The 25,956-nt window shown below is 70.8% G+C and carries 27 protein-coding genes, 1 pseudogene and 1 riboswitch; of the genes and pseudogenes, 14 read left to right on the top strand and 14 right to left on the bottom strand.

The features are described from left to right. Position 1: 1 nt before the first annotated feature. Positions 2 to 1,072: an NAD-dependent epimerase/dehydratase family protein gene (locus ACIHCQ_RS16095; RefSeq protein WP_399662344.1), complete on the top strand. Its 1,071-nt coding sequence runs from the start codon at positions 2 to 4 to the stop codon at positions 1,070 to 1,072. A 262-nt stretch (positions 1,073 to 1,334) separates the two neighbouring features. On the opposite strand, the gene ACIHCQ_RS16090 is transcribed toward ACIHCQ_RS16095, so the two are convergent. The 8 genes and pseudogenes from ACIHCQ_RS16090 to ACIHCQ_RS16055 form a co-directional block, all read right to left on the bottom strand. Continuing rightward, the gene (locus tag ACIHCQ_RS16090; RefSeq protein ID WP_399662342.1) at positions 1,335 to 2,912 is read right to left on the bottom strand and encodes an alpha/beta hydrolase; all 1,578 of its coding nucleotides are present in this window, start codon (positions 2,910 to 2,912) and stop codon (positions 1,335 to 1,337) included. A 123-nt stretch (positions 2,913 to 3,035) separates the two neighbouring features. Beyond that, the gene (locus ACIHCQ_RS16085; RefSeq protein WP_399662340.1) at positions 3,036 to 3,797 is read right to left on the bottom strand and encodes an urease accessory protein UreD; all 762 of its coding nucleotides are present in this window, start codon (positions 3,795 to 3,797) and stop codon (positions 3,036 to 3,038) included. Further along, positions 3,794 to 4,471, bottom strand: a complete 678-nt coding sequence (ureG, locus tag ACIHCQ_RS16080) for an urease accessory protein UreG (protein ID WP_399662338.1) — start codon at positions 4,469 to 4,471, stop codon at positions 3,794 to 3,796. The genes ACIHCQ_RS16085 and ureG overlap by 4 nt, the downstream gene beginning before the upstream one ends. A 21-nt stretch (positions 4,472 to 4,492) precedes the next feature. Then, positions 4,493 to 5,167 carry an urease accessory protein UreF gene (locus ACIHCQ_RS16075; protein WP_399662336.1) on the bottom strand — a complete coding sequence of 225 codons (675 nt, stop codon included), beginning with the start codon at positions 5,165 to 5,167 and terminating at the stop codon, positions 4,493 to 4,495. A gap of 12 nt (positions 5,168 to 5,179) precedes the next feature. Next, the gene (locus tag ACIHCQ_RS16070; protein ID WP_399662334.1) at positions 5,180 to 6,901 is read right to left on the bottom strand and encodes an urease subunit alpha; all 1,722 of its coding nucleotides are present in this window, start codon (positions 6,899 to 6,901) and stop codon (positions 5,180 to 5,182) included. 148 nt (positions 6,902 to 7,049) lie between these two features. Continuing rightward, positions 7,050 to 7,355, bottom strand: a pseudogene (locus ACIHCQ_RS16065) (urease subunit beta); the annotation flags it as partial. 12 nt (positions 7,356 to 7,367) lie between these two features. Beyond that, positions 7,368 to 7,670, bottom strand: coding sequence for an urease subunit gamma (locus tag ACIHCQ_RS16060; protein ID WP_399662332.1), 303 nt, complete (start codon positions 7,668 to 7,670; stop codon positions 7,368 to 7,370). 101 nt (positions 7,671 to 7,771) lie between these two features. Next, complete coding sequence (locus ACIHCQ_RS16055) at positions 7,772 to 8,413, bottom strand: TetR/AcrR family transcriptional regulator (RefSeq protein WP_399662330.1); 642 nt, start codon at positions 8,411 to 8,413, stop codon at positions 7,772 to 7,774. 105 nt (positions 8,414 to 8,518) lie between these two features. Here ACIHCQ_RS16055 and ACIHCQ_RS16050 point away from each other — a divergent pair, with 105 nt between their 5' ends. After that, on the top strand, positions 8,519 to 9,538 hold the full coding sequence (locus tag ACIHCQ_RS16050; protein ID WP_399662328.1) for an ABC transporter permease: 1,020 nt from the start codon (positions 8,519 to 8,521) through the stop codon (positions 9,536 to 9,538). Positions 9,539 to 9,619: 81 nt separating this feature from the next. Here the strand turns inward: ACIHCQ_RS16050 and ACIHCQ_RS16045 are convergent, their stop codons facing one another. Continuing rightward, positions 9,620 to 9,913 carry a type II toxin-antitoxin system Phd/YefM family antitoxin gene (locus ACIHCQ_RS16045; RefSeq protein ID WP_399662326.1) on the bottom strand — a complete coding sequence of 98 codons (294 nt, stop codon included), beginning with the start codon at positions 9,911 to 9,913 and terminating at the stop codon, positions 9,620 to 9,622. 77 nt (positions 9,914 to 9,990) lie between these two features. Here ACIHCQ_RS16045 and ACIHCQ_RS16040 point away from each other — a divergent pair, with 77 nt between their 5' ends. The 3 genes from ACIHCQ_RS16040 to ACIHCQ_RS16030 all read left to right on the top strand — a co-directional run bounded on the left by ACIHCQ_RS16040 (position 9,991) and on the right by ACIHCQ_RS16030 (position 11,958). Next, the gene (locus tag ACIHCQ_RS16040; protein WP_399662324.1) at positions 9,991 to 10,635 is read left to right on the top strand and encodes an ATP-dependent Clp protease proteolytic subunit; all 645 of its coding nucleotides are present in this window, start codon (positions 9,991 to 9,993) and stop codon (positions 10,633 to 10,635) included. Between the two features lie 7 nt (positions 10,636 to 10,642). Then, positions 10,643 to 10,957, top strand: a complete 315-nt coding sequence (locus ACIHCQ_RS16035) for a hypothetical protein (protein ID WP_399662322.1) — start codon at positions 10,643 to 10,645, stop codon at positions 10,955 to 10,957. A 316-nt stretch (positions 10,958 to 11,273) separates the two neighbouring features. Beyond that, positions 11,274 to 11,478: riboswitch (cyclic di-AMP (ydaO/yuaA leader) on the top strand. Positions 11,479 to 11,481: 3 nt separating this feature from the next. Next, a complete protein-coding gene (locus ACIHCQ_RS16030; protein WP_399662320.1) occupies positions 11,482 to 11,958 on the top strand; it encodes a C40 family peptidase in 477 nt (158 codons plus the stop codon). 44 nt (positions 11,959 to 12,002) lie between these two features. Here the strand turns inward: ACIHCQ_RS16030 and ACIHCQ_RS16025 are convergent, their stop codons facing one another. Both ACIHCQ_RS16025 and ACIHCQ_RS16020 read right to left on the bottom strand, forming a co-directional pair. Further along, on the bottom strand, positions 12,003 to 12,443 hold the full coding sequence (locus tag ACIHCQ_RS16025) for an ATP-binding protein (RefSeq protein WP_399662318.1): 441 nt from the start codon (positions 12,441 to 12,443) through the stop codon (positions 12,003 to 12,005). Between the two features lie 195 nt (positions 12,444 to 12,638). Next, positions 12,639 to 13,784 carry an 8-amino-7-oxononanoate synthase gene (locus ACIHCQ_RS16020; RefSeq protein WP_399662316.1) on the bottom strand — a complete coding sequence of 382 codons (1,146 nt, stop codon included), beginning with the start codon at positions 13,782 to 13,784 and terminating at the stop codon, positions 12,639 to 12,641. 145 nt (positions 13,785 to 13,929) lie between these two features. Here ACIHCQ_RS16020 and bioB point away from each other — a divergent pair, with 145 nt between their 5' ends. The 4 genes from bioB to ACIHCQ_RS16000 all read left to right on the top strand — a co-directional run bounded on the left by bioB (position 13,930) and on the right by ACIHCQ_RS16000 (position 18,346). After that, positions 13,930 to 15,072 (top strand): biotin synthase BioB, encoded by a 1,143-nt coding sequence (gene bioB, locus ACIHCQ_RS16015; protein ID WP_399662314.1) that lies wholly within the window; start codon positions 13,930 to 13,932, stop codon positions 15,070 to 15,072. Beyond that, entirely contained in the window at positions 15,065 to 16,360 is a 1,296-nt protein-coding gene (locus ACIHCQ_RS16010; protein WP_399662312.1) for an adenosylmethionine--8-amino-7-oxononanoate transaminase, read from the top strand. Before bioB ends, ACIHCQ_RS16010 begins: the two co-directional genes overlap by 8 nt. 488 nt (positions 16,361 to 16,848) lie before the next feature. After that, positions 16,849 to 17,565: a dethiobiotin synthase gene (bioD, locus tag ACIHCQ_RS16005; RefSeq protein WP_399662310.1), complete on the top strand. Its 717-nt coding sequence runs from the start codon at positions 16,849 to 16,851 to the stop codon at positions 17,563 to 17,565. Positions 17,566 to 17,665: 100 nt separating this feature from the next. Continuing rightward, positions 17,666 to 18,346: a class I SAM-dependent methyltransferase gene (locus tag ACIHCQ_RS16000; RefSeq protein ID WP_399662308.1), complete on the top strand. Its 681-nt coding sequence runs from the start codon at positions 17,666 to 17,668 to the stop codon at positions 18,344 to 18,346. 21 nt (positions 18,347 to 18,367) lie between these two features. Here ACIHCQ_RS16000 and ACIHCQ_RS15995 read toward each other — a convergent pair whose 3' ends face one another. Together ACIHCQ_RS15995 and ACIHCQ_RS15990 are read right to left on the bottom strand one after the other, a co-directional pair. Next, the gene (locus ACIHCQ_RS15995; protein ID WP_399662306.1) at positions 18,368 to 18,739 is read right to left on the bottom strand and encodes a fic family toxin-antitoxin system, toxin component; all 372 of its coding nucleotides are present in this window, start codon (positions 18,737 to 18,739) and stop codon (positions 18,368 to 18,370) included. Next, positions 18,736 to 19,044: an antitoxin gene (locus ACIHCQ_RS15990; RefSeq protein WP_399662304.1), complete on the bottom strand. Its 309-nt coding sequence runs from the start codon at positions 19,042 to 19,044 to the stop codon at positions 18,736 to 18,738. The genes ACIHCQ_RS15995 and ACIHCQ_RS15990 overlap by 4 nt, the downstream gene beginning before the upstream one ends. A gap of 173 nt (positions 19,045 to 19,217) precedes the next feature. Here ACIHCQ_RS15990 and ACIHCQ_RS15985 point away from each other — a divergent pair, with 173 nt between their 5' ends. The 5 genes from ACIHCQ_RS15985 to ACIHCQ_RS15965 all read left to right on the top strand — a co-directional run bounded on the left by ACIHCQ_RS15985 (position 19,218) and on the right by ACIHCQ_RS15965 (position 25,671). Beyond that, positions 19,218 to 20,048, top strand: a complete 831-nt coding sequence (locus ACIHCQ_RS15985; RefSeq protein ID WP_399662302.1) for an ABC transporter ATP-binding protein — start codon at positions 19,218 to 19,220, stop codon at positions 20,046 to 20,048. 10 nt (positions 20,049 to 20,058) lie between these two features. After that, a complete protein-coding gene (locus tag ACIHCQ_RS15980) occupies positions 20,059 to 22,623 on the top strand; it encodes an FtsX-like permease family protein (RefSeq protein WP_399662300.1) in 2,565 nt (854 codons plus the stop codon). 79 nt (positions 22,624 to 22,702) lie between these two features. After that, positions 22,703 to 23,131: a GNAT family N-acetyltransferase gene (locus ACIHCQ_RS15975; protein ID WP_399662298.1), complete on the top strand. Its 429-nt coding sequence runs from the start codon at positions 22,703 to 22,705 to the stop codon at positions 23,129 to 23,131. Between the two features lie 183 nt (positions 23,132 to 23,314). After that, entirely contained in the window at positions 23,315 to 24,661 is a 1,347-nt protein-coding gene (locus tag ACIHCQ_RS15970; RefSeq protein ID WP_399662296.1) for a hemolysin family protein, read from the top strand. Continuing rightward, positions 24,658 to 25,671, top strand: a complete 1,014-nt coding sequence (locus ACIHCQ_RS15965) for a hemolysin family protein (protein ID WP_399662294.1) — start codon at positions 24,658 to 24,660, stop codon at positions 25,669 to 25,671. Before ACIHCQ_RS15970 ends, ACIHCQ_RS15965 begins: the two co-directional genes overlap by 4 nt. On the opposite strand, the gene ACIHCQ_RS15960 is transcribed toward ACIHCQ_RS15965, so the two are convergent. Continuing rightward, positions 25,668 to 25,916, bottom strand: coding sequence for a holin (locus ACIHCQ_RS15960; protein WP_399662291.1), 249 nt, complete (start codon positions 25,914 to 25,916; stop codon positions 25,668 to 25,670). The two genes, ACIHCQ_RS15965 and ACIHCQ_RS15960, sit on opposite strands and share 4 nt — an antisense overlap. Between the last annotated feature and the right edge of the window lie 40 nt (positions 25,917 to 25,956).

The following is a 25,956-nucleotide window of genomic DNA, read 5'->3' as shown; positions in this document are numbered from 1 at the left end:
CATGACCAAGGGGATCAAGGGAACCAAGGGAAGCGTGCTGGTGCTCGGTGCGACCGGGCAGGTGGGGCGGGCCGCGGTGACCGCGCTCGCGGCGGACGGCTGGGAGGTACGCGCGGTTTCGCGCGGCGGCGGCCGGGACGACACCTGGCCCGCGAAGGTACGGACGGTGTCGGCCGACCGGGAGGACGACGCGGCGCTGGCCGCCGCCCTCGGTGACGGCTGTGACGTGCTGGTGGACATGGTGGCGTACGGGCAGAACCACGCACGCCAGTTGCGAGGCTTCGCGGACCGGATCGGCTCGGCCGTCGTGATCTCCAGCGGCGCGGTGTACGAGGACGACCAGGGCCGCAGTTTCGACACCCAGGACGAGCCCGACGGCTTTCCGCGCTACCCGGTGCCGATCTTGGAGACACAGCGGACCGTCGCCCCGAGCGATGCGACGTACGGCACCCGCAAGGTGGCGCTGGAGCGGGAACTGCTCGCGGCGGGCGACGAGTTGCCGGTGACACTGCTGCGCGCGGGCGCGATCCACGGGCCGTACTGCCCGGGTCCGCGCGAGCTGTACTTCGTGAAGCGGGCGCTGGACCGGCGGCCGGTGCGCATCCTCGCGTACAACGGGGAGTCCCGCTTCCACCCCGTCCATGTCTCCAATATCGCCGAGCTGATCCGCCTGGCGGCGGCCAAGCCGGGGTCGCGGGTGCTCAACGCGGGTGATCCGGAGGTGCCGACGGTCGCGGAGATCAGCGCGGGCGTGGACGCGGCGCTCGGCGTGCCGAGCGAGACCGTACTCGTCGACGGACCGGCGCCGGTGGGTGCGGTGGGCCTCACCCCGTGGGGTGAGGACCGTCCGATCGTGTTCGACATGAGCGCGGCGGAGCGGGAGTTGGGCTACCGGGCTGTCACGAGCTACGCCGCGTCGCTGCCCGCGACCGTCGAGTGGCTCGCCCGGCGGATCGAGGGCCGGGACATTCGCGAGTGGCGCGACTGGGCGGAGATCTTCAGGAACCTCGCGAACTACGAAGACGACTGGTTCGACTACGCGGCCGAGGACTCCTGGCTCAAACAGCGCTGATACCGCGGGGAGCTACCGCGGGGAGCTACCGCGGGGAGGGGCGGCCGTGACCGGCCGCCCCTCCCCCTCACTACGGCTACGCGGCTAGGGCGTGTTTTAGAAGTAGCGCCGTCCGCCCGGTAGGGCGGGCCCTGCGGCGTCTGGTGCGTGCAATCGCAAGGCGGAGGATCGCCCTCGTACTGGACGTACTTGGGCGACTCCGACAACACCGCGAGTGTGCGTGCCAGGCGTCGCGGGGCAGGCGGGACTTCTAAAACACGCCCTAGGGCTTCGGCGTGGCGTGCGGAGCGCACGTCACATCGCTGCTGTCCAGCTTGCCGTTGAGCAGATAGGCGTCCACCCGCTCATTGACACACGGGTTGACCAGCCCGGTCACACCGTGCGAACCGGCGTCCTTCTCGGTGATCAGACGCGAGCCCTTGAGCCGCTTGTGCAGCTCGACCGCGCCCGGGAAGGGAGTGGCGGCATCGCGGGTGGCCTGCACGATGAGCACCGGCGGCAGGCCCTTGCCCGAGGTGACATACAGCGGGGTGTGCTGTTTGGACGGCCAGGTGGCGCACGGCAGGTTCATCCAGGCGTTGGCCCATGTCATGAAGGGATAGTCCCGGTGGAGCCGGGTGTTGTCCCGGTCCCAGGTCTTCCAGTTGGTCGGCCACTTGGCGTCCGCGCACTCGACGGCCGTGTAGACCGCGTTGCCGTTCTCCGAGGAGATATTGCCCGCGGTGTCGCTCATATCGGGCGACGCGGCGTCGATCAGTGCCTGGGTGTCACCGGCGAGGTACTTGCTCCAGGTCTGCGCGATGGGCACCCAGGTGGAGTCGTAGTACGGCGCGCTCTGGAAGAAGAGAACGAGCTCCGCCGGTCCAACGACCCCGCCCAGCGGGTTCTTCTTGGCGGTGGCCCGCAGCTTCAGCCACTGCTGTTCGACCTTCTCGGGGGTGTCGCCGATGTGGAAGACGGCGTCGTTCTTGGCGACCCAGGCCTTCCAGTCGTCCCAGCGCAACTGGAAGGCGACGTCCTGGTCCAGGTTGGCCTGGTACCAGATCTTCTCCCGCGAGGGGTTGACCACACTGTCCACGATCATCCGCCGGACGTGGCCGGGGAAGAGCGTCGCGTAGACCGCGCCGAGGTAGGTGCCGTAGGAGACGCCCAGGAAGTTGAGCTTCTTCTCGCCGAGGGCGGCGCGCAGGACATCGAGGTCGCGGGCGCTGTTGGGGGTGGTCATATGCGGCAGCATCCAGCCGCTGCGCTCGGCGCACCCGTCCGCGTACTCGGCGGCGAGCTTGCGCTGGGCGCGTTTGTCGGCCTCGCTGTCGGGGACGGGGTCGGCCTTCGGAGCCTTCACGAACTCCTGCGGGTCGACGCACGAGATGGGGGCCGAGTGGCCGACACCCCGCGGGTCGAAGCCCACGAAGTCGTACGCCTTCGAGGTGTTGACCCAGAGCGGGTTCTTGTTGGTGACGCGGGTCGGGAAGCGCATGCCCGAAGCGCCGGGGCCACCCGGGTTGTAGACGAGAGCGCCCTGGCGCTCCGCCGCGGTGCCGGTGTTGCCGATGCGGTCGACGGCCAGTTTGATCTGCTTGCCATTCGGGCGGGCGTAGTCGAGCGGAACGCTCACCCAGCCGCACTGGATGGGCTTGGCGATGGCCCAGTCCGCCGGGCAGTCCGCCCAGTCGATGCCCTTCTTGGCGGCCCGCTCGGCGGCGATCTGAACCCCGCGCGCCTCGGACCAGCCCTGGTGGCGGCCGTCGGCGGTGGCCACCGGCGCGGCTATCGCCCCCGCCATGAGGGTGCCCGCGATCAGAGTGCCGGCCGAGCCGAGCGCTGCTGTGCGTCTCACGTTGAAGTCCCCCTTGAAGTCGTTGAGTTCTCCCGGGGATCCTTTCGTCTGCGGGGCAGCGGCGAACAGGGCGAACAGGCCGTACTCATGTTTCTTTGCCGAACCCATAGCCGGTACGCGGCTTCAGTTCGGCGGTTGGGGCTCCAGGACCTCGTGCAGCACGTCGTCCAGTGTGCGGCGCAGCCCGCGGGCGTCCGGCGCGACGGCGGTGACCAGCACGGCCGGACCGGCGAGCGGCATGAGCACCGCCGTATCGCCGAGCAGCCGGGACTCGGCGGGCTTCTCCCCGAAGTCTTCGAACGCGGGGTCCACGACGAGGAGTTGTCCCACCGCCCGGTGCCCGCCCAGCACGGCCCCGCCGTCCCAGCCGCCGGGCGCGTTCGGGCCGTAGCCCAGCTCCTGGTCGAGCAGGGGGCGTCCGGCGCGGTGGACGGTGAGGCGGGTGGCCAGCGTGCCGGGCTGCTCGCCGTACCGGCCGAGGACCTGTTCCTCGCGCAGCACCAGCCGTGCGGTGGCGGCGAGTTCGACGCGGGTGCGCATGCGCAGCTCGCTGCCGTACGCCGAGATGAGCTGCTCCGGCAGCCAGCGCAGCTCGGCGTGGTCGCCCACGGTCAACCGCACGTCGTAGTGGGCCCGTTCGCCGGTGGTTCCGGGCAGGGCGATGGTCGCGGCGGCGGAGTCGACAGTGAGCCGTGCCCGCTCGCGCACCTCCGCCTCGATGGCGAGCCGGTCGCCGCCGAGCGGCGCGCTCATCGCGCCGACGATGGTGACGCGGATGTACGGTCCGGTGGCGCGCGTACGGCGCAGGGCGAGGGGCCCGTCGCTCTCCAGCACCGGCAGGCCGTCGCGGGTGGCGACGATACGGGCGGTGGCGTGGACGCTCATGCGGTCCAGGCGGCGAGCCGCGCGCGCACCCAGTCGGTGACCGGGCCGATCCCGTTCTCGTCCTTGAGGGAGGTGAGGGCTACGGGGAGTGGGCCGCGTTGTTCCTTGGCGTCGCGGGCCATGCGGCCGAGGTCGGAGCCGACGTAGGGGGCGAGGTCGGTCTTGTTGATGACGAGGAGGTCGGCGGTGGTGACGCCGGGGCCGCCCTTGCGGGGGATGTCGTCGCCGCCCGCGACGTCGATGATGAAGATCTGGGCGTCGACCAGGCCCTTGGAGAAGGTGGCGGTGAGGTTGTCGCCGCCGGACTCGACCAGGATCAGGTCGAGCGGGCCGACGCTTTCCTCCAGGTCCTCGACGGCTTCGAGGTTGGCGGAGATGTCGTCGCGGATCGCGGTGTGCGGGCAGGCGCCCGTCTCCACCGCGGCGATGCGCTCGGGGGGAAGTACGGCGTTACGGAGCAGGAACTCGGCGTCCTCGCGGGTGTAGATGTCGTTGGTGACCACGGCGATGGACAGCTGATCGCGCAGGGCCCGGCACAGGGCGGCGACGGTGGCGGTCTTGCCCGAGCCGACAGGCCCGCCGAGGCCGATGCGCAGGGCACGCCGGGCACCGTCGGGGCGCACGGCGTCGGCGCTGACGGCGGTTGCGCCGTCGTGTGAATGATCCAGATGCATGGTGCGGCTCCAGTCGGCAGTTCAGGATGCGAAAAGGCGTACGGGCCAGGCGGCGTGCGCCTCCGCGGTGATCTCCAGCAGCGGGGCCGAGGCGGCGGGCAGCGCGTCAAGTCCTTCGACCGCTGCCTCCGCCGCTGCCCGCGCGGCCCGTTCGGCCACGGCGTCGAGTTCGGCCGCCAGCCGGGCCAGGACCGCCGTCGCCTCGAAGGGATCGAGGCTGAGCAGACGTACCGCCGCGGTCGCCGGTCCGCTGACCGCCTCGTACGCCGCCGCATACGCGGCATCCAGCGGCCCCAGCCCGGCCGACCGCGCGGCGAGCCCCAGCACGACCGGCTGGTGCGCGCCACGCGGCCGGGCCGCGGCCAGGGCGTCGAGCTCCTGGCTGGGCCAGGTGGAACGGGCGGCCCGCATCAGCTGCCGGCCGAGCTTGCGGGCGGTGGCCCGCTGCGCGGGCGAGGGCGTACGAGCGTCGGCGGCCTCGTCGAGCGCCGGCGGATCACAGCCCGCCGCGGACGCGGCGGCCAGCGCCGCCGCGACCAGACCCGTGGTGTGCAGCCGCCCCCGGCAGAAGGCCGCCAGGTCAGACGCATCGCGGATCCGGCCCGCTTTGACGGCCGGTTCCGCGCCGCCCGAGTGGGCGTGACCACCCGCGGGGAACCGGCCGTCCGCGAGGACGAGCAGCGCGGCTCTACTCATGTCGCGCGCCCATCAGAAGAGAAAGTAGCGCTGGGCCATGGGCAGTTCGGCGGCGGGCGCCGGTTCGACCGGCTCGCCGTCGATCCTCACCGCGAAGGTGTCGGCGTCGACCTCGACGCGCGGCAGGGCGTCGTTCTCCCGCATGTCCGCCTTGGTGAGGCGCCGGGTGTTCTTGATCGGTACGAACCGCTTGCCCAGGCCGAGCTGTTCGGGCAGCCCGTGCTCGATCGCCGCCTCGGCGACGAAGTTGAGCGAGTTGCCTGCCGGGGCCCTGCCGATCGCCCCGAACATGGGCCGCGGCATGACCGGCTGCGGGGTCGGGATGGAGGCGTTGGCGTCGCCCATCTGCGCGTACGCGATCTGCCCGCCCTTGATGACGAGCTTCGGCTTGACGCCGAAGAAGGCGGGCTCCCACAGCACCAGGTCGGCGAGTTTGCCGCTCTCGACCGAGCCGATCTCGTGGTCCAGGCCCTGAGCGACGGCCGGGTTGATCGTGTATTTGGCGACATAGCGACGTGCACGGTGATTGTCGGCGCGGCCGTCTCCGGGCAGTGCGCCACGGCGTTTCTTCATGACGTGCGCGGTCTGCCACGTACGCATGATCACCTCGCCGACGCGGCCCATGGCCTGGGAGTCGGAGGAGATGATCGAGATGGCTCCGAGGTCGTGCAGGATGTCCTCGGCCGCGATGGTGGAGGGCCGGATCCGGGATTCGGCGAAGGCGAGGTCCTCCGGCACGGACGGGTTGAGGTGGTGGCAGACCATCAGCATGTCGAGGTGTTCCTCGATGGTGTTGACGGTGTGCGGCCGGGTCGGGTTGGTGGAGCTGGGCAGGACGTACGGCTCGGAGACCACGGTGATGATGTCGGGCGCGTGCCCGCCGCCCGCGCCCTCGGTGTGGTACGCGTGGATGGTGCGTCCGGCGATGGCGGCGAGAGTGTCGCCGACGAAGCCGGCTTCGTTCAGGGTGTCCGTGTGGATGGCGAGCTGGGCGCCGGTCTCCTCGCAGACGCTCAGACAGGCGTCGATGACGGCGGGCGTGGACCCCCAGTCCTCATGGATTTTGAACCCGAGCGCACCGCCGCGCAGCTGGGAGTGCATCGCCTCGCGGGACATCGTGTTGCCCTTGCCGAGCAGTCCGATGTTGACGGGGAAGGTCTCCAGCGCCTCGAACATCCGGGCAAGGTGCCAGGGGCCGGGGGTGGTGGTGGTGGCCTTGGTGCCTTCGGCCGGTCCGGTGCCGCCGCCGATGATCGTGGTGATTCCGGTCGCGAGCGCCTGCTCGATGATGGTCGGAGAGATGAGGTGGACATGCGCGTCGATGGCGCCCGCGGTGAGGATCTTCCCGTTGCCCGCGATCACTTCGGTTTCGGGACCGATGACGAGGTCGGGGTGTACACCGTCCATGGTGTCGGGATTCCCGGCCTTGCCGATGCCGGTGATCCGGCCGTCGCGGATGCCGATGTCCGCCTTGACGATGCCCCAGTGGTCGATGACGACGGCGCCGGTGATGACGGTGTCGGGCGCGCCTTCGGCCCGTGTCGTACGGGACTGGCCCATCGACTCACGTATCACCTTGCCGCCGCCGAACACCGCCTCGTCGCCCGCGAGTCCGGGGCCGCCGGAGCGGTCCTCCTCGATCTCCACGAGCAGGTCGGTGTCGGCGAGACGGATCCGGTCGCCGGTGGTGGGGCCGAACAGGTCGGCGTATACAGCACGGTTCAGCTCAGGCACCTTCAACTCCGTTCGCTTCTCCGCCCGCTCGGCGCAGAGGTGCGGATTTCGCTGTCTCCCCCACAGCCTTCGGCGTGGGTGGGGGTGCCCCCGGCGAAGCCAGGGGGAGTGCCCCCAGCGGCCCGGCGGCCTCGCGTGCGTCGCTCACATCGAGCGCGCCTCCGGTCTCGCCGCGCAGACCCGGGACGACCCGGAGTCCTGCGAGGGGTACGAGTTCGACATCGAGGGGAATGCCGGGCTCGAAGCGCACGGCGGTTCCGGCGGCGATGTTCAGGCGCTTGCCGCGGGCTGCCGCGCGGTCGAAGTCCAGACCGGGGTTGGCCTCGGCGAAGTGGTAGTGGGAGCCGACCTGGACGGGCCGGTCGGCGGCGTTGACGACAGCGATACGGGTGACCTCACGGCCCTCGTTGATGACGAGGGGCCCGTCGGCGAAGAGTATTTCTCCGGGGATCATCTGCGGCGCCCCTCAGACGATCGGGTCGTGGACGGTGACGAGCTTCGTGCCGTCCGGGAAGGTCGCCTCGACCTGGACGTCGTGGATCATCTCGGGGATGCCCTCCATCACGTCCGCGCGGGTGAGGACCTTGCGGCCCGAGGCCATGAGCTCGGCGACGGTGCGGCCGTCGCGGGCGCCTTCGAGTATGTGGGAGGTGATCAGCGCGACGGACTCGGGGTGGTTGAGCTTCACCCCGCGCGCGCGGCGCTTCTCCGCCACGTCGGCGGCCACATGTATCAGCAGTCTTTCCTGCTCGTGCGGGGAGAGTTGCACGTGCCCACCTCACTGTCGTCCGGTCATGCCCGGATCGGATCCAGCCCCGCCGGATCGTATGGCGAGTGGTTGCACGTTAGGGCGGAAGTTTTTCCGGCGCGTTAACTGATCTTCAACTGATCTTCGGCTGCCCCCATGGACATCACCGCCCGCAGGCCGTCCTGGAGAACGCTGACGGGCACCTCGCCGAACAGCGCCTGCTGCGCGGCGAACCCCTGGGCGGTGGCGATCAGCGTCCGGGCGACATGCTCGGCCGGGATGTCGGACCGCATCAGACCGGCCTTCTGATACGCCTCCACGACCTTGACCCAGGCGGCGTGCACCTTGAGGAATCCCGCGCGCATCACCGCGGAGAGCTCCTCGTTGCGCAGGGTCTCGGTCCACACCTGGATCATCAGCCGCGGGAAGCCGGAATCCCCCTCCTCGTCGAACTGCCCGGACCGCATCCCGAGCACCTCGGTCATCACCCTGCCGATCAGCACATCGGGCGGCTCGGGCGGACTCTGCGCCGCGGCGGCCTCGAAGGCTGCCCCGATGGAGCCGAGCACCTCGGTCACGATCGCGCCGATCAGCTCCTCCTTGCCCGCGAAGTAGCGGTAGACGGCGCCGGCCGACAGGTCCACCTCGCGCAGGACGTCCTGCATGGAGGTGGCGTGGAAGCCATTGCGGGCGAAGCAGCGGGCCGCGCCGTCGAGGATCTGACGGCGGCGGGCGTCGAGGTGTTCCTGAGATACACGGGCCATGCGGCAAATCTAAAACGAACATTCATTCTTGACAAGGAGTCGGTCCGTCGTGACAGTGGAGAACAAGCAAAACGAACGATCCTTCTCTTTGAGCTGGGAGACCCCATGTCCGCCGCATCCGCTACCCCCGCCAACGCTCCCGGACCCCATCGCCGCATGATCGCGGTGATGGTCCTGATCCCCGTCCTGGTGGCGCTGGCCCTCTGGGCCTTCGCCTGGCCCGCGGCCCGTACCGCGCCCCGCGACGTACCCATCGGCATCGCCGGACCGGCGTCCGCCGCCGCCCAGCTGGAGCAGCGCTTCGAGCAGCGGAAGGGAGCGTTCGACATCCACCGCTACGACGACGAGGCCGCCGCACGCACGGCGGTCAAGGACCGGGTCGTATACGGAGCGGCGGTCGTCACCGACGAGGGGCCGCGGCTGCTGACCGCGTCGGCGGGCAGCCCGGCCGTCGCCCAGCTCCTGAGGGACGCCGTCACCGCTCAGGCGCCCGGCGGCGCCCAGGTGCCCGTGACGGATGTCGTGCCGACGCCCTCCGGCGATCCGCGCGGCAGCGCGCTCGGGGCGAGCATCCTGCCGCTCGCGCTGGCCGGGGTCGCCGCGGGGGCGGTCGTATCCCTCATGCGGCTGCGTGGGCTGCGGGCGGCGACCGCGCTGATCGGCGCTTCCGTCCTCGTCGGAATCACCGCCGCCGCTCTGGCCGACAGCTGGCTCGGTGTGCTCACCGGCTCGTGGTGGGCCGAGGCAGGGGTGCTGGGCCTGGCCGTCCTGGCTGTCGGCGCGACGGTCGCCGGGCTCGCCGCCCTGATCGGCACGCCGGGGCTGGGGATCGGGGGCCTGCTGGTGGTGCTGCTCGGCAACCCCTTCTCGGGGGCCGCCTCCGCTCCCGAACTGCTGCCGGAGCCGGTCGGGATGATCGGCCAGTGGCTGCCGCCGGGCGCGGCGGCGACGCTGCTGCGGTCGGTGGCGTACTTCGACGGAAATGGCGCGGGGGGCGCGATGCTCACCCTCTCGCTCTGGGCCGGGCTTGGACTGGTGGCCGTCCTGCTGGCCGGGCGCCGCGGCGGAAGGCCTACCGCCGCGGCTACGGAAGGCCGCGCGCCGGAGCCGATGCCCGTCGGCTGAGCCCTTTGGCCGAGCCCTTCGACCGGCCGCGTGTCCCCGCTGTAGCGGACGGGGGCACGCGGCCTTTTGCTTGCCCGCAGGTCAGTCGCGCCGGTCGGGGCGGTGGTGCTCAGCCGTGAGGCCGAAGCGGCCCCGTTCGCCCGAAGCGGACGCGACGGACCCCAGCGAGGAGACCGAGCTGATCACCTGCTCCTCCTCCGCCGGCACCGGGCCCGGCTTCTCGCTTTCGAGTCGTTCCAGGTCAGCGGCGGACACCAGGGCAACGAGCGGCTTCCCGTGCCGGGTCACGACCACTCGCTCGCCGCCGTAGACAACGCGGTTGATCAGTTCGGCGAGCTCTGCACGGGCTTGCGTCACCGGAATCTCGTAGGCCATGCTCGCCATATTACGACCTGTACGTCCTGTACATTTTTTACAGAGGCTGTACAGCCCGTCGCGAGGAGAGGTACGTCATGAACCGCCCTGCCGGCGCCGACGCCCGCTATGTCCTGCCCACGTTCACCGAGCGCACCAGCTCGGGTTCGCGCACCCTCGACCCGTACTCGAAGCTGCTTGAGGAGCGGATCATCTTCCTCGGCACCGAAGTGGACGACACCTCCGCCAACGACGTGATCGCGCAGTTCCTCCATCTGGAGTACGCCGCCCCGGACCGGGACATCTGCCTGTACATCAACTCCCCCGGCGGCTCGCTCAGCGCCATGACCGCGATCTACGACACCATGCAGGTGGTCACCTGCGATGTGGAGACGACCTGTCTGGGCCAGGCCGCTTCGACCGCCGCCCTGCTGCTCGCCGCCGGAGCCCCGGGCAAGCGGATGGCACTGCCCGGCGCCCGGATCGTCCTTCAGCAGCCCGCGCTCGACGAGCCGTTGCGCGGCCAGCCGTCCGATCTGGAGATCTACGCGGAGGAATTGCTGCGGCTGCGCGCCCAACTCGCCGACATGTTCGTACGCCACACCGGCCAGAGCGCCCAGCGGATCGCGGACGACCTGGAGCGCGACAAGATCTTCACCGCCGAGGAGGGCAAGGGCTACGGACTGGTGGACCACGTCATCCAGAACCGCAAGGCCTCGCTCGCCGGCTCTCGTTCGAGGTGAGCGCCCGATGCTGCTGCCCGAACTGCCGCCGCTGCCCGCGCTGACCCGTGCCGAGGCAGAGTTCATCGACAGTTATCTCGAAGTGGTCGATCTGCTGGGCCGGATCAATCCGGCCCGCTCCACGCACACCTATGGCGCACTCCGCGCGGCGCAGGCTCTGGTCGGGCGGGCCACCGCCCTGCGGGACGCCCTGACGCTAATGCATACGCGCGGCGAGAGCGAGGTGCACGCCGCGACCCTCACCGAAGCGCTGCGGGTGCTCGACGGCGAGCGCAGGGCGGGCCGGGTGACCATGCCGCCCCGCCCCACCGCCATGAGTTGACGGGTCATCCGTTCCTGCCCACCGCCCTGTCTACCGCCAAATGGGTATGAGAAAAGGTCCCCCGTTCGATGTAGTCACCGCACTCATCTCCGTACCGGACAACTTGCGCAACGCGGCTACCGGTCTGGCGGAATGCATTGTTCCGCCGCTGGTGCGGCCATGGTCAGGCGTCTCGGCCCGGGGGACAGAACGGCTTTGTCCACCCGAACAGATCAGGGGTGACGAGACTCACATACCACCGTTTCCACTCGGAAATCCGGCACGGAGTGAGTCAAGATCCCTGAGACGACAAGCCCCCGCCACCTCGGCGGGGCGGTCCGGGCGGACGCCGAGTCCTGCCGCCGCTCCGGATGTCTGGTCGACAGGAGTGGATCGGCAGGAGTGGAGGACCCAGCACGACGGGACGACCGGACAGTCCGACAATCCGGCCGTCTCTAGGGGTTAAGCCGCTTCGGCGGCCGGGCAACTTCGCCAGCCCGAACCCGACAGGTCATCCTTCACAGGCGGCTGACGAAGGGTTGCGCATGACTGCGCAGATTCATGTCCCGTCCTTGATGTCCCGGGCAGGCGCCGTATCGGCCCTGACCCTCGCCGCCGTCGGCGGCACGATACTGGCGCCAGGCGCCACTTCTGAGGCACACGCGGCCGCGGCGTACGCGAACAGGGCGCTTGAGGTGGCCGCCTCGAAGAAAGGATCGCCCTACGGGTACGGGGCCACTGGCCCGTCCCGGTTCGACTGCTCGGGGCTGACTCTCTACTCGTACAAGAAGGCCGGCAAGAAACTGCCCCGCACGGCCCAGCAGCAGTACAACCGGACCAGGCACATCCCGGCCTCCTCACGGCAGCGCGGAGACCTGGTTTTCTTCCACTCCGGATCCTACGTCTACCACGTGGGGATCTACGCGGGCAGCGGCAAGATCTGGCACTCCCCCAAGACCGGCTCCTGGGTGAAGCTGGAGAAGATCTGGACGAAGAAGGTCTGGTACGGCCGGGTGCGCTGACGGCCCGTCCAGGCTCTGGGTGTACCGGTGGAGCCGCCGCCGCTTCAGTGCGCCGGCGGCTCGACCGGCACGGTCCACGGCAACGCGATCCAGACGGTTTTGCCACCCTCGGCAGTGGGTGTGACGGACAGCTTCCCGCCGTACTGCGCGGTCAGGCTGCGGATGATGACCATCCCGCGGCCGTTGTCCTGGCGGACCGCGGCGGGCAGCCGCTGCGGCCAGCGCGGATGGCTGTCCGTGACGCCGATGCGCAGCAGCTCGTCCCGCTCCAGCCGGAGCTCCACGGTGAACGTCGGCGACTGGCCGAAAGTGTGCTGCACGGCGTTGGTGGCGAGCTCGGAGATGATCAGCCGTACCGTGTCGACGGCGTCGGTCCCGGCAGGCAGGCCCCATTCGGAGACGACATCTGTGGCGTATCTCCGGGCGGTGGAGACCGACGCGGGATCGCTCGGCAGAGTGAGGGAGGATTCCTGATGGTCTGCCATGGCGACGCTGTCCCTTTCCCAACGGGTCCGGGCTCCGACTCGTACCGGAACCGGACGAAAACGGAAGGCACTCATCGTGCCGTCCGGCGCGGTGATCCACCAGGATATGCGTGAATCTGTCGCTCGAAGCGGTGAACTCTGCTACTTGAGACCGCATTTGGCTGATGAACAGCGGTGCGATCCCGTATGGGACGGTCAGCCTGCCGGCGCGGTCCGAATGATCGTGGCGATCGCCGTCCCGACCTGTTGTTCCGTCAGGTCGGCCCGCGCCGTGAGGCGGATGCGGGAAATGCCGTCCGGCACAGACGGCGGACGGAAGCAGCCGACGGCAAGCCCGGCGGCCCGGCAGTCCGCGGCCCACCGCAGCGCGGCCTCCGGCGAGGGCGCGCGCACGGAGACGACGGCCGCGTCCGGACGTACGGCCGTCAGACCCGCCTCCGTCAGCCCGCGGTGCAGGGTCACGGCGACCGCGCGCGCCCTGCCCGCCAGCGCCGGTTCGCGGCCGAGCAGGCGCAGGCTCGCCAGTGCGGCGCCCGCGGCGGCGGGGGCCAGGCCCGTGTCGAAGATGAACGTACGGGCGGTGTTGACCAGATGGTCGATGACCCGGGCCGGGCCGAGGACCGCTCCGCCCTGGCTGCCCAGCGACTTGGAGAGGGTCAGCGTGGCGACGACGTCCGGGTCGCCCGCGATACCTGCCGCGTCCAGTGCTCCGCGACCGCCTTCGCCCAGTACGCCGAGCCCGTGCGCGTCGTCCACGAGCAGCGCGGCGCCGTGCGCGCGGCAGGCCTCCGCGAACCCGGGCAGCGGCGCGGCGTCGCCGTCCACCGAGAAGACCGAGTCGGTGACCGCGAGCGCCCGTTGCCCGGGGTGGGCGTCGAGCGTTTTTCGTACGGCCTCGACGTCGGCGTGCGGGACGATCGCCGTCTCGGCGCGCGAGAGCCGGCAGCCGTCGACGATCGAGGCGTGGTTGCCCGCGTCCGAGACGATCAGCGAGCCGCGACCGCTCAGCGTGGTGACGGCGGCGAGGTTGGCGGCATAGCCGGAGGACAGGACCAGGGCGGCCTCGAAGCCGCAGAAGGCGGCGAGTTCGCGCTCCAGCTCGGCGTGGAGCGCGGTGCTGCCCGTGACCAGCCGGGAGCCGGTCGACCCCGCGCCCCAGCGGCGGGCCGCCGCTGCCGCGGCCTCGGTGATCTCCGGGCGACGGGTCAGCCCCAGATAGTCGTTGCCGGCGAGATCCAGCAGCTCGCTCTCGGCGGCGCGCGGCCGGAGCGTACGCACCAGCCCGGCGTGGGCACGGCGGCGTGCCTCGTCGTCGATCCAGTCGAAAGGATCCTGGGGCATGGCGGTCCGGTCCTTTTGTAGGCAGCGAACAGACCCTAACCGGGCGCGATCAGGGAACTGGTGTGGCCATGCACACACCTCGAACCCTCTCTCTTGTGCGGTTCCTCCTTTGCCGTGGCCTGCGCCGTACGTCAGGATCGGCGCCATGGATCTGCTGACCACGCTGGTGGAGAAGGGGTTGCGGCGCGAGCTGCCGACCCGTGAAGAAGCGCTCGCCGTGCTGGCGACCTCCGACGACGATCTGCTCGAAGTGGTGGCCGCGGCGGGCCGCGTGCGCCGCCAGTGGTTCGGGCGACGAGTGAAGCTGAACTATCTGGTCAATCTGAAGTCCGGGCTGTGTCCCGAGGACTGCTCGTACTGCTCCCAGCGGCTCGGGTCCAAGGCGGAGATCCTCAAGTACACCTGGCTGAAGCCCGACGAGGCGTCACGGGCGGCGGCGGCCGGTGTGGCGGGCGGGGCGAAGCGGGTCTGTCTGGTGGCGAGCGGGCGGGGGCCCACGGACCGCGATGTGGACCGGGTCTCGAAGACCATCGAGGCGATCAAGGGCGAGAACGAGGGCGTCGAGGTGTGCGCGTGCCTCGGGCTGCTCTCCGCGGGGCAGGCCGAACGGCTGCGGAGCGCGGGCGCGGACGCGTACAACCACAACCTCAATACGTCCGAGGGGACATACGGGGACATCACCACCACGCACACGTACGCCGACCGGGTGGACACGGTGCGGCAGGCGCAGTCGGCGGGTCTTTCGGCGTGCTCCGGGCTGATCGCGGGCATGGGCGAGAGCGATGACGACCTGATCGATGTCGTCTTCTCGCTGCGTGAGCTCGACCCCGACTCGGTACCGGTGAACTTCCTGATCCCCTTCGAGGGGACGCCGCTGGCGAAGGAGTGGAACCTCACGCCGCAGCGGTGTCTGCGGATTCTCGCGATGGTGCGGTTCGTCTGCCCGGACGTGGAGGTACGGCTCGCGGGCGGGCGCGAGGTGCATCTGCGGTCGATGCAGCCGCTCGCGCTGCACCTGGTCAACTCGATCTTCCTCGGGGACTATCTGACGAGCGAGGGCCAGGAGGGGCAGACGGACCTGGACATGATCGCGGACGCGGGGTTCGAGGTGGAGGGCGCGGGCACGACGACGCTGCCGGAGCACCGGGGTGGGGGGTGCGCCTCGGTGTGCGGAGGTTCCGCCGAGTCGGGCGCGGCGGAGGTGCCGGCGGAGGTCCCGGCGGCCCGTACGGACCTGGTGGCCGTACGCCGCCGTGGTGCGGGCACGGATCTCGCCCCCAATGCCTGAGCTTTCCGTGCGTGACCTCGTGGCGCTGGACCGGGCGCATGTCTGGCATCCGTACGGTCCGATGCCGGGGCGTACGGACCCGCTGGTCGTCGAGTCCGCGTCCGGCGTACGGCTGCGGCTGGCCGAGCCCGTCCACGGGCAGCGCGAGCTGGTGGACGGCATGTCGTCCTGGTGGTCGGCGATCCACGGCTACAACCACCCCGTGCTCAACGCGGCGGCCCACGGCCAGCTGGAGAAGATGAGCCATGTGATGTTCGGCGGCCTCACCCATGAGCCCGCCGTGCGGCTGGCCACGCGGCTGGTCGAGATCACGCCGGAGCCGCTCCGGCATGTCTTCCTCTGCGATTCGGGGTCTGTCTCGGTCGAGGTCGCGGTGAAGATGTCCCTGCAGTACTGGCGCTCGCTGGGCCGCCCGGCCAAGCAGCGCCTGCTGACCTGGCGGGGCGGCTACCACGGGGACACCTGGCAGCCGATGTCGGTGTGCGACCCGGAGGGCGGGATGCACGGGCTGTGGTCGGGGGTGCTGCCGCGGCAGATCTTCGCGGAGGCGCCGCCGGCCGAGTTCGACGAGTCGTACGCGGACGGGCTGCGCGAACTGATCGAGCGCCACGCGGACGAACTGGCGGCGGTGATCGTGGAGCCGGTGGTGCAGGGCGCGGGCGGGATGCGGTTCCACTCCCCCGCGTATCTGCGGGTACTGCGGGAGGCGTGCGACGAGCACGGGGTGCTGCTGATCTTCGACGAGATCGCGACGGGTTTCGGGCGTACGGGCACGCTGTTCGCGACGGAGCACGCGGGCGCGGGGGTCTCGCCGGATGTGATGTGCCTGGGCAAGGCGCTGACGGGCGGCTACCTCACGATGGCGGCGACGCTCTGCACCTCGCGGGTGGCCGAGGGCATCTCCCGGGGCGAGGTCCCGGTCCTGGCGCACGGCCCGACGTTCATGGGCAACCCGCTGGCGGCGGCGGTGGCGTGCGCGTCGATCGAACTGCTGCTGGGCCAGGACTGGCAGCAGGACGTCAAGCGGCTGGAGACGGGCCTGCGGGAAGGGCTTGCGGGGGCGAGGGAGCTGCCGGGCGTGAAGGACGTACGGGTGCTGGGCGGGATCGGCGTCGTACAGCTGGACCACGAGGTGGACATGGCGGCGGCGACGGAGGCGGCGGTCCGGGAGGGGGTGTGGCTGCGGCCGTTCAGGGACCTGGTGTACACGATGCCCCCGTTTGTGACGGGGGTGGAGGATGTGGCGCGGGTGTGCGGGGCGGTGCGGGCGGCGGCGGCGTCGGGGTGAGTGTTCTTGTCCCCCACCCCGCCCCACCCCGCCCTCCCCCTACGCCCTGAGGGCGTGGGGGGACCCCCAGCGCGGCGTGGGTGGGGGCACCTCCCACGCCGCTAGGCGTAGGGGGAGTAGCCCCATCCCTTAACTGGGGGCTGCGCCCCCAGACCCCCGTACGGCCTTCGGCCGTGTCCTCAATCGCCGGACGGGCTTGAGTTGCCGGGCGAACCCGGCAACTCAAGCCTCGCCGGCGATTGAGGCGCCGGGGTTCGGGGGCAGCGCCCCCGACAAGGGCCCGACACTTCGCAAGGCCGCAGCCCAACCCTCCGGGCCCGGTACCGGAGAGGTCCAGGGCTGCCAGGCCCGGGGACGCGGCGGCTTCGCCGCGCGGGGGCGGGTAGCCTGCGGGCGACCAAGACCGGCAGGTCCGGCACGCGGCAGCGCGAGCGCGCCTGCTGGGCGGGCAAGGGGCCCCCGCACGTACGTCACACGAAAGGGCAGGCATGGCAATCATCGTCGTCACCGGTACCGGGACCGAGGTCGGGAAAACCATCGTCACCGCCGCCGTTGCGTCCCTCGCGCGGGCGCAGGCGCGGTCCGTTGCCGTCGTGAAGCCCGCGCAGACCGGGGTCGGGCCCGATGACGCGGGGGACGTGGCCGAGGTCGTGCGGCTCGCCGGGGAGGTTACCGGTGTTGAGCTCGGCCGGTATCCCGAGCCGCTGGCTCCCGCGACCGCCGCGCGGCGGGGTGGGGTGGAGCCGGTGCGGGTTCATCGGGTGGCCGAGGTTGCCGAGAAGCTCGCGAGTGAGCACGATCTCGTACTCGTCGAAGGCGCCGGTGGGCTTCTCGTACGCCTCGATGACACCGGTGCGACGCTCGCCGATGCGGCCAGGCTGCTGGGCGCGCCCGTGCTCCTCGTCGCTCCGGCCGGGCTCGGGACGCTCAATGCGACCGCGCTGACCGGTGAGGCCCTGCGGGCCCGGGAGTTGGAGCTGCTCGGGGTGGTGATCGGGAGCTGGCCCGCCGCGCCCGGTCTGGCCGCCCGGTGCAACCTCGTGGACCTGCCCGAGGCCGCGGGCGCGCCCCTGCTCGGCGCGGTGGCAGAGGGCGCGGGCGGGCTGGCCGCGGCGGAGTTCCGGGCGCGGGCCGGAGGTTGGCTCGCGCCGCGGCTCGGGGGCTGGTGGGATGCCGCGGCGTTCACCGCCGCCAACCCCGCCTGAGTTCTGGCCGGCCTGTTCCGGGGGACAATGGCCGTGGCCGGTCTGTCTGTCCGGTCTGTCTGTCTGTCCGGTCCGTCCGTCCGTCCCGAGGAGGCCCCCGATGTTGTCGCGCAGCACCTCAGTGCCCCGGGACGCTTTCCACCATCCCGTCTTCGCGCGGTTCTACGCCAGATTCAGCGTGAAGGCCGACGTCCAGGCGGGTATCGCCGCCCATCGCAAGGAGCTGCTGACCGGCCTCTCCGGCCGGGTGATCGAGATCGGCGCGGGCAACGGTCTGAATTTCGCGCACTATCCGTCGACCGTCTCCGAGGTCGTGGCGATCGAACCGGAGCGCCTTCTGCGGCAGTTGGCCGTGCAGGCCGCCCAGCGCTGCGAGGTCCCGGTGGATGTGGTGCCGGGCGCGGCGGAGGCGCTGCCGGTCAAGAGCGAGGCGTTCGACGCGGTCGTGGCGTCTCTGGTCCTGTGCTCCGTACGGGATGTGCCGCGGGCGCTCTCCGAGATCAGGCGGGTGCTGCGGCCGGGCGGTGAGCTGCGGTTCTTCGAGCACGGGCGCGCGCAGGGCCGGGTCATGGCGACGACGCAGCGCGCCCTGGACCGTACGGTCTGGCCGTTGCTCTTCGGCGGCTGTCATACCGCCCGGGACACGCTCACCGCGATCGAGGCCGCCGGTTTCGAGCTCGGGACGTACCGCAGGCTGCGGGTGCCCGAGCGGGGAGTGCAGCTGCCGACCTCATCCTGTGTCCTGGGCGTGGCGCGGCGGCCCTCGGCCGTCCACGACTGACAGGACAGCGAGGGACCAGCCTCACTCGCTCCATCCCCGCAGCTCTTCCGCGATGGACGTGACATCCGCCCTGCCGTCCTTGATCAGGCGCGCCAGGTCCCGTACCCGCTCGGGTGAGGTGACCACCCGCAGCCCGCTGGCGATGAGATAGCCGTAGGCGACCGCGGAGGCGAACATCGCGTTGGAGTGCTGGAGCGCGGGCACATGGAGCAGCAGTTGGAGCAGCGCGGCGGCCCGGGTGTGCGGGTCGCTGTAGACGGGGATGCCGAAGATTTCCGCGTCATGACGGCTCACCGCGGCGACGAGTGCGCCCCAGTCGGTGACCGGCGGATCGCCGGGGGTCTTGTCCTCGGCGACCATGAGGAGCCAGGCAAGGTCGATCGAGAGATTCAACGCTTGCCTTCAGGACCGGTGCTGGTGCCCGTACCCGTGCCGGTGCCCGTGCTGGTGCCGGTGCCGGTGCCCGTGCTGGTGCCGGTGCCCGTACGGGGTTCGCCGAACTCCTCCGCGAACACCGCCTCGTACTGCTTCATGAAGTCGGACGCCGCCTCGACAAATGTGCGTCCCACCTCGCCCGCGTCCTGTTTGACGAGCTCCTCGATATAGCGGTTCACGCTCATCCCGCGCTGGAGCGCCCGTTGGCGGGCCGCCTCGGCGGTGGTCTCGTCCACTCGTACGTTCAGCTGTGTTTTGGCCACGCCCCTAAGCTAGCGCGCCACCGCTAGCATCAGCAAGAGGCACCCTTGGCGCCGCTTGGTGCCGCGTGCCGCTTGGTGCCCCTTACATGGACCCTGAGAACCGAACCTACGATGGATACCGACGTGTTCGAACCGGCTCTACTCTCACGTCCAGTACGGGAACCGGAACGGCCATGATCCGGGAGGCGGACTTGTCCACACCTGCCACTGCACGCACCCACGGCCTCGCCGCGGACGCGCCGCTCGCCGCCAGGGCACGAGCCCTGACCAAGGCGTACGGCACGGGCGAGACGACCGTGCGCGCCCTGGACGCCGTCGACGTCGACATCGCGCGCGGCCGGTTCACCGCGGTCATGGGTCCGTCCGGCTCGGGGAAATCCACGCTGATGCACTGCCTCGCGGGCCTCGACACCGTCTCGGCCGGTCAGGTCTGGCTCGGCGACACCGAGATCACCGGTCTGAAGGACCGCGAGCTCACCCGGCTGCGGCGGGACCGGATCGGCTTTATGTTCCAGGCTTTCAATCTGCTGCCGACGCTGACCGCCGCCGAGAACATCACGCTGCCCATGGACATCGCCGGGCACAAACCCGACCGGCAGTGGGTGGACCAGGTCATCGACACCCTCGGCCTGCGCGACCGGCTCAAACACCGGCCCGCCCAGCTCTCCGGCGGGCAGCAGCAGCGGGTGGCGTGTGCCCGGGCGCTGGCCTCCCGCCCCGAGCTGATATTCGCCGACGAACCGACCGGCAATCTCGATTCGCGGGCGGGCGCGGAGGTGCTCTCGTTCCTGCGCGAGGCCGTCGACCGGCTGGAGCAGACGGTGGTGATGGTGACGCACGACCCCGTCGCCGCCGCCTACTCCGACCTGGTGCTGTTCCTCGGAGACGGACGGATCGTGGACGTGATGCCGGACCCGACGGCCGAGTCGGTGCTGGAGCGTATGCGTCTGTTCACCGGCGGACACACCCAGACGTCCCGCTCCGACTCCCCGCGCGAGAGCTGAGGCGGCCACGATGCTGAAGGCGACGCTCCGGAGCTTCTTCGCCCACAAGGGACGGCTGCTGCTGTCGGCGCTCGCGGTGCTACTGTCCGTGGCCTTCGTCAGCGGCAGCCTGATCTTCTCGGACACCGTGTCCCGTACCTTCGACCGGCTCTTCGCCTCCACCTCGGCGGATGTGACGGTCGAGCCCAAGGAGGGCCTGGAGGGCAGCGTGCCCTCGGGTGTCGTACGCACCGTGCCCGCCGAGCTCGCCGACCGGATCCGTTCGGTCGACGGCGTCGAGAGCACGCACGTCGACGCGGCCGTGGAGAACCTCACCGTCGTCGACGAAGCGAACGAGCCCGTCGGACCGACGACCGGCGCGCCCACCATCGCCACCAACTGGTACGTCAGCGACCGCAGCCCGGTGGAGCTGACCAGCGGACACGAGCCGAGCGGCCCCGCTGAGGCGCTGCTTGACAAGGACACCGCGGACAAGAAGAACGTACGCATCGGGGACACGCTCACCGTCCAGGCGCCGCCCGGCTCGTTCAAGGTCGAGGTCGTCGGCATCGCGACCTTCACCACCACCAACCCCGGTGCCGCGCTGGTCTTCCTGGACACCCCCACCGCCCAGGCCAAGCTGCTGGGCAGCACCGATGTGGCCACCGCGATCTCGGTGGACGCGGCGGACGGGATCAGCGACGCGGCGCTCAAGCAGCGGATCGCGGCTGAGCTGGGCGGCACGTACGAGCTCAGGACGGCGGACGAGCAGGCCGAGTCGGCCGCCGCCGAGCTGGGCGGCTTCCTCGATGTCATCAAGTGGGTGATGCTCGGCTTCGCCGGTGTCGCCGTCCTCGTCGGGATCTTCCTGATCGTCAACACCTTCTCGATGCTGATCGCCCAGCGCACCCGGGAGCTCGGCCTGCTGCGGGCGCTCGGCGCGGACCGCCGCCAGGTGCGCCGCTCCGTCCTCACCGAGGCGCTGCTGCTGGGTCTGGTCGGCTCGACGCTCGGGCTGGCCGCCGGGGTCGGCCTCGCGGCCGGGCTGATCGAGCTGATGGGGCTACTCGGCATGAATCTCCGCGCCACCGAGATGGTGGTGGGCGTGGCGACGCCCGTGTCCGCGTACGCGGTCGGCGTGGGCGTCACCTTCGTCGCCGCGTATCTGCCCGCCCGGCGCGCGGCCCGCGTCTCCCCGATGGCCGCGCTCACCGACGCCGAGATCTCGGGCGTGGGGCGGCCGTTGAAGGTCCGGGCGATAGTGGGCTCGCTGATCGCCGCGGCGGGCGCGGCGGCGCTGGTCGGCTGCGCGGTGAACGAGCAGACCTCCACCGCCGCCTCCCTGCTGGGGCTGGGTGTGCTGCTGACCCTGATCGCCACGGTGGTGGCGGGGCCGCTGCTGGTGCGGCCGGTGATCCGGGTGCTGGGCGGGGCGTTCCCGCGGCTGTTCGGCCCGGTCGGCCGGATGAGCCAGCGCAACGCGCTGCGCAATCCACGGCGTACGGGAGCGACCGCGTCCGCCCTGATGGTGGGACTCGCGCTGGTGGGCGGGCTGTCGATCGCCAGCGCCTCGATGACCAAGTCCTTCGACGACCAGATCGACCGGACGCTGGGCGCCGACTTCGTCGTACAGAACGCCAATTTCATGCCGTTCCCGCAGGAGATCACGGAGAAGGTGCGGGACGTCGAGAGCGCGGGCACGGTCGTACGGCTGCGCTTCGCGCCCCTCGCGCTGACCCTGCCGGACGGGAAGCGGGTGGAGTCGACGGCCGCCGGGTACGACACGCGGCTGGACGCGGCCGCGCGGATCACGTACGCGAGCGGGGACACCGCGGCGGCGCTGGCGCCGGACTCCATCGCGATGGACCGCGAGTACGCCGCGGACCACCGGGTGCGGATCGGGTCCGTACTGCCCGCGGAGTTCGCGGGCGGGCAGCGGGCGCGGCTGACGGTGGGGGCGCTGACCGACATGGACCAGAGCGGCGGGCCTGGGATGGAGGGCGGGCTGTTCATGGGGCTCGGGACCGTGGAGAAGTATCTGCCGGGCGGGCAGGAGGCCGCGCTGTACGTCAACGCGGCGGACGGGAGCGATGCCGATCAGCTGCGCGAGGGACTGGAGACGGCGCTCGACCCGTATCCGCAGGTGCAGGTGCGGGACCAGGCCGACTACAAGGAACTGATCCGCGAGCAGATCGCCGTGATGCTGTATCTGGTGTACGCGCTGCTGGGTCTTGCGATCGTGATCGCGGTGCTGGGGGTGGTCAACACCCTGGCGCTGTCGGTGGTGGAGCGGACGCGCGAGATCGGGCTGCTGCGTGCCATCGGGCTCTCGCGGATCCAGCTGCGGCGCATGATCCGGCTGGAGTCGGTCGTGATCGCGGTGTTCGGGGCGCTGCTGGGGCTGGCGCTGGGCATGGTGTGGGGGGTGGCGGTGCAGCAGGTGCTGGCGCTGGAGGGGCTGACAGGGTTCGCCATTCCGTGGGGCACGGTCATCGCGGTGGTGGTGGGCTCGGTGGTCGTGGGTCTTGCAGCGGCGGTGCTGCCGGCGCTGCGCGCCTCGCGGATGAATGTGCTGGCCGCGATCGCCCACGAGTAAAACGCCCACGAGTAAGCGGAGGCCAGGGTTCCGAAAAGTCGGTGGCGGGCGCGCCCCTGCCCGTGCTTGGCTCCTGCCCATGATCGACGTGCGCATACAGATACGTACCGCGGCGGCGGGCGAAGCGGAAACCATCCTCGCCTTCTGGAAGGAAGCGGCCGAGGGCACGAGCATCACGGACGACGTGGACGGGGTCGGCCGGCTCATCGCGCGTGACCCCGAGGCCCTGATCGTGGCCGAGCTGGACGGGCAGGTGGTCGGCTCGGTGATCGCCGGGTACGACGGCTGGCGCTGCTCGCTGTACCGGCTCGCTGTCCTCCCTTCCTTCCGCCGCCAGGGGATTTCGACGGCACTGCTGGAAGCGGCCGAGAAGCGTTTCCTCGCCGTGGGCGGCAGGCGCGGCGACGCGATGGTGCTGGAGGCGAACGAGGGGGCTCAGCATGCATGGGGAGCGGCGGGGTACCACCGTGAGGACCACTGGCGCCGCTGGGTGAAGCCGTTCGCGTAGGAGCTCGGTTCCAGACTGCCTTTGCCGGGGCTTTACCATGGGCGCACCATTGAATCCCGTATGAACTTCGTACGAAAGGTGTGAGCGTCCGTCCATGGACGAGCCTCCCAGTAGCCGGCATCGCCGCTGCCGACATCGCGCAATCCTCCTGACCGTGTCCGATCATGGGACGGAGGTGAACCGATGACCGAAGTGCTCCTGCTGCTCGTGGCGGTGCTGCTCTCGCTCGCCTGCGGAGCCTTCGTCGCGGCGGAGTTCTCCCTCACCACGGTCGAGCGCGGTGACCTCGAACGGGCCGTCGAGCGCGGTGAGCGCGGCGCCGCGGGCGCGCTCAAGGCGGTACGCAGCCTCACCTTCCAGCTCTCCGGCGCCCAGCTTGGCATCACCGTCACCAACCTGGTCGTCGGCATGCTCGCCGAGCCGTCGATCGCCGAACTGATCCGGGGGCCCGCCGAGGGGATCGGGCTCTCCCCGTCGGTGGCCTCGTCGGTGGCCCTGGTTCTCGGTACCGCCCTGTCCACCGTCGTACTGATGGTCGTCGGCGAGCTGGTCCCGAAGAACTGGGCCATTTCCTCCCCGTTGGCCGTGGTGAAGGTCGTCGGCACCCCGCAGCGGATCTTCACCACCGCCTTCAGGCCCTTCATCAGCCACCTCAACAACACGGCGAACCGCATCCTGCTCCGCATGGGCATAGAGCCGACCGAGGAGCTGGCCTCCGCCCGCAGCCCCCAGGAACTGATCGCCCTGGCCCGCCACTCCGCGAAAGCGGGCGCGCTGGAGGCGGACACCGCCGAGCTGTTCGTCCGTACGCTCAATCTGGCCGAGCTGACCGCGGAGAACGTCATGACCCCACGGGTCCAGGTCATCGCCCTTGAGGTGCAGGCCACCGCCGAGGACGTCGCCAACGCCACCCGTGCCACCGGACTGTCCCGCTTCCCCGTCTACCGGGGAAGCCTCGACACCGTCGTCGGCATCGCCCACATCAAGGACGTCCTGGCGGTCCCGGCCCCGCTCCGCGCCCGCCACCGCGTCTCCGAGCTGCTGCGCGAGCCGCTGCTCGTACCCGAGACGCTGACCGTGGACCGGCTGCTCGACCAGCTGTCCGGCAAGAACACCATGGCCGTCGTCATCGACGAGTACGGCGGTACGGCCGGTGTCGTGACGCTGGAGGACATCGTCGAGGAGGTCGTCGGCGAGGTACGCGACGAGCACGATCCGCACGAGACGCCGGACCTGGCCGCGGCGGGCGAGGACGCCGACGGCCGGACGCTGTGGTCGGCGGACGGCGCGGCCCGCACGGACCAGTTGCAGCGAGTGGGACTGCGGGTGCCGGAAGGCCCGTACGAGACACTCGCCGGGCTCGTCGCCACCGAGCTGGGGCGCATCCCCGCCGAGGGCGACCGGATCGACCTCGCGGGCTGGCAGCTCGACGTCATCGACGCCTCGGGGCGGCGGGCGGCCCGCGTGCTCCTGCACGAGCCACCGCCGCTGCTGCCCCCCGACGAGACCAGAGGGAGGGCCGGACGATGATCGCGATTCAGCTGCTCATCGGCTTTCTGACCCTGGTGGTCAACGCCTTCTTCGTCGGTGCGGAGTTCGCCCTGATCTCCGTACGCCGCAGCCAGATCGAACCGGAGGCGGAGGCCGGGAACCGGCGGGCGCGCAGCGTGCTGTGGGGCCTGGAGCATGTCTCGGCGCTGCTGGCCGCGGCCCAGCTGGGCATCACGCTGTCCACCCTGGTGCTCGGCATCGTCGCCGAGCCCGCCATCGCGCATCTGCTGGAACCGCTGTTCGACGCGGTGGGTGTGCCCCACGGCGCGGTGCACCCCGTCGCGTTCGTGATCGCGCTGACCCTGGCGACGTATCTGCACATGCTGTTCGGCGAGATGGTGCCGAAGAACATCGCGCTGGCCGAGCCCCTGCGTACGGCGCTGCTGCTCGGCCCGCCGCTGGTCGCGCTGGCGCGGGCGGCGCGCCCGGTGATCTTCACGATCAACGCCTTCGCCAATGGGCTGCTGAAGCTGCTCCGGGTCAAGGTCAGGAACGAGGTGTCCGCGACGTTCTCGGACGACGAGCTGGCCCGGATGGTGCGGGACGCGGGCGACGCCGGTCTGCTGGACGACCGGGCGGCCGATCGGCTGCGGGACGCGCTGGAGCTGGGGCGCCGCCCGGTGCGGGACGTGGTGATGCCGGTGGAGCAGGTGGTGTACGCGCGAGCCGGGACCACCGCCGAGCAGCTGGAGCTGCTGTCCGCGGAGTCCGGGTTCTCCCGCTTCCCGGTGCTGGACGCGGGCGGCCGGATCCTGGGCTATCTCCATGTGAAGGACGCGTTGGACGCCACTCCGCGCGATCTTCCGTTCCCGGTCGCGGCGCTCCGTCCCATCGCGCGCGTACGGGCGGTGACACCGCTGGATGATGTGCTCACCGCGATGCGCCGCAGCCGTACGCACCTGGCGGCCGTCGTGGACGAGGACGGCACACCGGAGGGGCTGGTGACGATGGAGGACGTGCTGCGCGAGCTGGTCGGCCGGCCGCGCTAGGAGACTGGTGTGGTGGCGGCTCGTTCCGTGGTCTCGACGAGACCCGGACCGGGCCGCCCGGCCTTGGCGGTGCCGATGGCGGTGAGTACGGCGAGGAGGGTGGCCATGCCCGCGGTGGCGAGGGCCGCGCGCCAGTCGACGTCGAAGAGGTTCGTCGCACCGGCCGTCAGGACGGCGACGAGGGACTGGGCGAAGGTGCGGACGGCGCGTTCGGCCGTGGCCTTCCAGAAGTCTGCGGAGAACATGCTCTGGATGTACTGCGGAACGGGCCGTGGCGACAGCGCC

The sequence above is a fragment of the Streptomyces sp. NPDC052236 genome, from assembly GCF_044548015.1.
In the GTDB taxonomy this organism is placed as follows: domain Bacteria; phylum Actinomycetota; class Actinomycetes; order Streptomycetales; family Streptomycetaceae; genus Streptomyces.
Note: the sequence above shows the minus strand (reverse complement) of the source record. Positions and strands in the feature narration are given on the sequence as shown.